General features: G+C 45.2%; 5 protein-coding genes. All 5 read left to right on the top strand.

Annotated features, from left to right (window positions below; translation table 11 throughout):
* The first annotated feature begins 428 nt into the window (after window positions 1-428).
* The 5 genes from deoD to cas2 are packed head-to-tail and all read left to right on the top strand — an operon-like array spanning window position 429 to window position 4,027.
* The gene (gene deoD, locus STRDD04_RS00750; RefSeq protein WP_015604594.1) at window positions 429-1,136 is read left to right on the top strand and encodes a purine-nucleoside phosphorylase; all 708 of its coding nucleotides are present in this window, start codon (window positions 429-431) and stop codon (window positions 1,134-1,136) included.
* Between the two features lie 2 nt (window positions 1,137-1,138).
* Window positions 1,139-1,915: a hypothetical protein gene (locus STRDD04_RS00745; protein WP_062198494.1), complete on the top strand. Its 777-nt coding sequence runs from the start codon at window positions 1,139-1,141 to the stop codon at window positions 1,913-1,915.
* Window positions 1,908-2,645, top strand: a complete 738-nt coding sequence (locus STRDD04_RS00740) for an NAD-dependent protein deacylase (protein ID WP_062198492.1) — start codon at window positions 1,908-1,910, stop codon at window positions 2,643-2,645. The genes STRDD04_RS00745 and STRDD04_RS00740 overlap by 8 nt, the downstream gene beginning before the upstream one ends.
* Before the next feature lie 49 nt (window positions 2,646-2,694).
* Window positions 2,695-3,714 carry a CRISPR-associated endonuclease Cas1 gene (gene cas1 / locus STRDD04_RS00735; protein ID WP_062198490.1) on the top strand — a complete coding sequence of 340 codons (1,020 nt, stop codon included), beginning with the start codon at window positions 2,695-2,697 and terminating at the stop codon, window positions 3,712-3,714.
* Entirely contained in the window at window positions 3,701-4,027 is a 327-nt protein-coding gene (cas2, locus tag STRDD04_RS00730; protein ID WP_062198488.1) for a CRISPR-associated endonuclease Cas2, read from the top strand. Before cas1 ends, cas2 begins: the two co-directional genes overlap by 14 nt.
* Window positions 4,028-4,588: the final 561 nt, after the last annotated feature.

Below are 4,588 nucleotides of genomic sequence, written 5' to 3'. Positions count from 1 at the left end.
GAAAAAATCATAGAGGGGGGAGAGTCTGAGTTTCAAACGAACTCGGGCCAGCCTTTCCATGAAACTTTGTAAAATATTAAACTAAGGAAAGGTAGAACGAGGTGTTCAGATGTGAACACGAGCGGAAAACTATCTTTCAAATAAACACAGAAAGGAAGGGCTAACTGTATTCGCTGAACTGAATACGGGCGGAGAACTGTGTAAAAAAGATAAATCTACCTAGATGCAGTCGCCTCTTCGTTAGATTTCCTATTTTTGCTTTGTTCTCTGTCGCTATCCTGAATCTAAAAAAAGAAAGGTAGAGCGTGTGTTTTGATTTGAACACGAGCGGAAAACTCGGAAAATAGATAATCTGCCTGAGAAATCAGGATTTCTCGTCAGATTCCTAATTTTCAGTCGTTTTCTTGTCGCTCTTTGTATCATAAATTATGTCTATCCATATTGCTGCTAAACAAGGTGAGATTGCTGATAAAATCCTTTTGCCGGGTGATCCGCTTCGTGCCAAGTTTATTGCGGAGAATTTCCTAGAAGATGCCGTTTGCTTTAACGAAGTGCGGAACATGTTTGGCTACACTGGTACTTACAAGGGTCAGCGGGTTTCTGTCATGGGAACAGGGATGGGAATGCCATCGATTTCCATCTATGCACGTGAGCTGATTGTGGACTACGGTGTGAAAAAGCTGATTCGTGTGGGAACAGCTGGTTCGCTCAATGCAGATGTCCACGTTCGTGAATTGGTTTTAGCTCAAGCGGCTGCGACCAACTCAAACATTATCCGCAATGACTGGCCTCAATATGATTTTCCGCAAATTGCCAGCTTTGACTTGCTGGACAAGGCTTATCATATCGCCAAAGACTTGGGCATGACGACCCATGTCGGAAATGTTTTGTCATCAGACGTCTTCTATTCGAACTATTTTGAAAAAAATATCGAGCTGGGTAAATGGGGCGTGAAAGCTGTTGAAATGGAAGCTGCAGCCCTTTACTATCTGGCTGCTCAGCACCAAGTAGATGCGCTTGCCATCATGACTATTTCTGATAGTTTGGTCAATCCAGACGAGGATACGACGGCTGAGGAACGTCAAAATACCTTCACCGATATGATGAAGGTTGGTTTGGAAACCCTGATTGATTAAGCATGAATCTAGATCTAAAAGAGGAAATTCTCTTTGCGATTTCCCGTTATGACTATGCTTATGCCTATAAGCTGGCGCAACAGTTGATGAGCGGCTCATCCCTTTTGACAAAATTGTTGCATATTCTGGCAGAGCGCAGAGAGCTCAATATTCTGCCAGCCATGGATGAAGAGTTGAAGACTGCCTTGCAGACGCAAAGCGGTTTTCAGCTTTTTTGTCATACCGATTTGGCTGACGAACAGCTGGCCAACTATCTCTACGATTTGGAAGCCAAGCTGCGCAATGAGCAGATCATTGATTTCATTAGAGCGGTCAGCCCGGCGATTTATCGGATTTTCATGCGCTTGATCAAGCTGGAAATTCCTGATATCGAGCACTTTATCCATAATTCTCGTGAGGCCAGCTATGACCGCTGGAAGTTTGAACGGATGCGAGAGTCAGAATATGCTGTCTTGCAGGATTTTCATGCAGAAAGCACGGTCAACTCATCCAGTCTGACAGAGCTGATTCTGTGCTTAGATCTGCCGGAGTCTGTCAAAGATCAGGTCAGACAGCTGCGCGAGTTGGAAAAGTCAGTCCGAAATCCGTTGGCTCATTTGATTAAGCCTTTTGATGAGACGGAATTGTATCGAACAACTGGCTTTTCGTCTCAGCATTTTATGGAGATTTTGGTGGATTTGGCACGCTTCACGGGGATTGTCTACGATCGGGAACATTTTTATTTTGATGAGGCAAATCGCTTGGTTAGAGCTTTATTGACAGGAGAGGAAAATGGATAAAATACAGCAGTTGCAAGACATGATTGACCAAAGTCAGAATATCGTCTTTTTCGGTGGGGCTGGTGTCTCGACCGAGTCTAATATCCCTGACTTCCGTAGTTCGGATGGGATTTACAGTGTCAAGCTTGGTCGGCATTTTACGGCAGAGCAGCTGGTTTCGCATACCATGTTTGAGCGCTATCCGCAGGAGTTTTTCGACTTTTACAAGAAGTATCTACTCTATCCGGATGCCAAGCCTAATGCGGCTCATGTCTATCTGGCTCATCTGGAGAAGGCCGGCAAGCTCAAGGCTGTAGTGACGCAAAACATTGACAGTCTGCACGAAATGGCTGGTTCAAAAAATGTCCTCAAATTGCATGGCAGTGCGGATAGGAATTTCTGTCAGGGCTGTCAGCGCTTTTACGATTTGGAGGCTTTTCTTGCTCTTCCCGGGACGGTGCCTTACTGTTCTGACTGCGGTGGCATTATCAAGCCCGATGTGACCCTCTATGAAGAGCCCTTAGATATGGAGACTTTCCAGCAAGCGGCGCAGGTCATTCATCAAGCCGACCTGCTGATTATCGGGGGAACCTCCTTGGTCGTCTATCCCGCAGCCAGTCTCATCCAGTACTTTGCTGGCAAGCATCTGGTCGTCATCAATAAGACCAGCATTCCTCAGGACAAGCAAGCTGACCTCGTCATCGAAGGCAAGATTGGGGAAATGTTTGCGCAGTTGAGACAGGGAGACTAAAAGAGTTTTTCAATGGGAAAGTTTATTTGTGAGAGATATTTAGGATTTTATGGCTGATTTATATATTCAAAACTCGTCTTGTAGCTTGTCGGTGAGGGAGCAGCGTGTGCTTGTGCGAAATGAGGAGCACGTCTTGCTGAAAGAGATTTCCTTCAATCTGATTGACAATATCTTGGTCTTTGGCAATGCTCAGCTGTCTACTCAGCTACTGAAAGCCTTGGCTAATAGAGACATTTTTGTGTTCTATTTCTCGAGCAAGGGCGAGTTTCTATTTTCCTTTGATTCCTTTAGGAAGGAGGATTTTGAAAAGCAGCGCAGTCAGGTTCGGGCTTCTTTCGACTCGGACTTTTGTTTGGGCATCGCTCGGAAAATCGCTGCCGCTAAGATAGGCAATCAGCTCAATCTGCTCCAAGCTTTTGACGAAAATGATTTGCTGGATCAGGAGGATTTCAAACGCTTTAGCGATGGGATGGTACATATCGAGCAAGCTAGAAGCATTGCAGAGATTATGGGAATCGAAGGGAGACTGGCTAAATCCTACTTTTATCTCTTGAACCTACTGGTCATTGATGGTTTTCATTTTTCTGGTCGGAGTCGGAGACCAGCTATGGACAAGTTTAATACCCTGCTAAACTTTGGTTACTCCATTCTTTATTCTTGCTTTATGGGCTTGATTCGCAAGAATGGTTTGAGCTTAGGTTTTGGCGTGATGCATCAGCCCCATGACCATCATGCTGTCTTGGCGAGTGATTTGATGGAGGAATGGCGACCGGTGATCGTGGATGATACGGTGCTGGGGCTGGTCAACCGTCAGGAAATTCTTGAAGAGCATTTCATTGAGAAGGAAGATGGTATCTTTTTGACACCTGAAGGAATCGAGATCTTTTCTCGGGCTATGAGGGAGAGGATTTTGGAAATTCATCACTATGTCGAGCTGGATAAGAATCGTTACACTTTTCTATATGCGGCGGATCAGCAAATCAAATCTTTGATTCGGAGTTTTGAAGCCTTGGATCCAGCTGAGTATGTGTCTAGCTATACAGGAGGAGGGACAGATGGTCTTCTTTAATCTTAATGATGATGAAAAAGAGTTTGCCAGAAAGAAAACAAAATTTTGTCTGGTTATTTACGATATCGTCAGCAATAAGCGGCGCTTGAAGCTGGCAAAGCTTTTGGAAGGCTATGGCGTGAGGGTTCAGCGCTCCTGCTTTGAGCTGGCCCTTGAGAAGCTGGACTTTGACTGCCTTGTGAGGGAGCTGAGGGCCTTTTATCAGGCGGAAGAAGGAGACAATATCATTATCTATCTGGGGCATAAGGAAGAGAGGATTGTTTTTAATCCTTATGATGGCGCGGAGTTGCTAGAGGATATTTTGTTCTTTTAAGCTGTTGTTTCTGGGCTAGACATGGTATAATGGAGTTAGGTTTTAACTAGTTTCTAAGGGGTACTAGATGTGGTGGGGGTCTTCTGAGGCTTTATACAAGATATGCTGTTAGAACCCCCAAAATCCTCGCGAGGGGACGGAAACATTAACACCGCCGCCACCAAGTTTGATAGATGGTTGAGTTAGAACCCCCAAAATCCTCGCGAGGGGACGGAAACTCTTCTCTTGAGTACGCATGAGGAGTGCGAACTAAGTTAGAACCCCCAAAATCCTCGCGAGGGGACGGAAACAAATCCACACTAGCTGTTATTAAGACATAAAATTCAGTTAGAACCCCCAAAATCCTCGCGAGGGGACGGGAACTTAAATGCCAGAACTTGTTGTCCTGACAGGTCTTGGGTTAGACCCCCAAAAAATCCTCGCGAGGGGACGGAAACAAAATCTTCTTCTTGAAAAAACCGGATTGAACCATTGTTAGACCCCCCAAAAATCCTCGCGAGGGGACGGAAACCCTACAGTACCCCGATTGGTAAATCCTACTCTTTCCGTTAGCCCCCCTAA

The sequence above is a fragment of the Streptococcus sp. DD04 genome (assembly GCF_001578725.1).
Classification (GTDB): domain Bacteria; phylum Bacillota; class Bacilli; order Lactobacillales; family Streptococcaceae; genus Streptococcus; species Streptococcus sinensis.
This window is presented reverse-complemented; position numbering and strand designations above follow the sequence as displayed.

What these genes read in the sequence shown, in the direction of transcription:
- deoD (WP_015604594.1), top strand. Translation starts at nt 429, where the DNA reads ATGTCTATCCATATTGCTGCTAAACAAGGTGAGATTGCTGATAAAATC.
- STRDD04_RS00745 (WP_062198494.1), top strand. Translation starts at nt 1,139, where the DNA reads ATGAATCTAGATCTAAAAGAGGAAATTCTCTTTGCGATTTCCCGTTAT.
- cas1 (WP_062198490.1), top strand. Translation starts at nt 2,695, where the DNA reads ATGGCTGATTTATATATTCAAAACTCGTCTTGTAGCTTGTCGGTGAGG.
- STRDD04_RS00740 (WP_062198492.1), top strand. Translation starts at nt 1,908, where the DNA reads ATGGATAAAATACAGCAGTTGCAAGACATGATTGACCAAAGTCAGAAT.
- cas2 (WP_062198488.1), top strand. Translation starts at nt 3,701, where the DNA reads ATGGTCTTCTTTAATCTTAATGATGATGAAAAAGAGTTTGCCAGAAAG.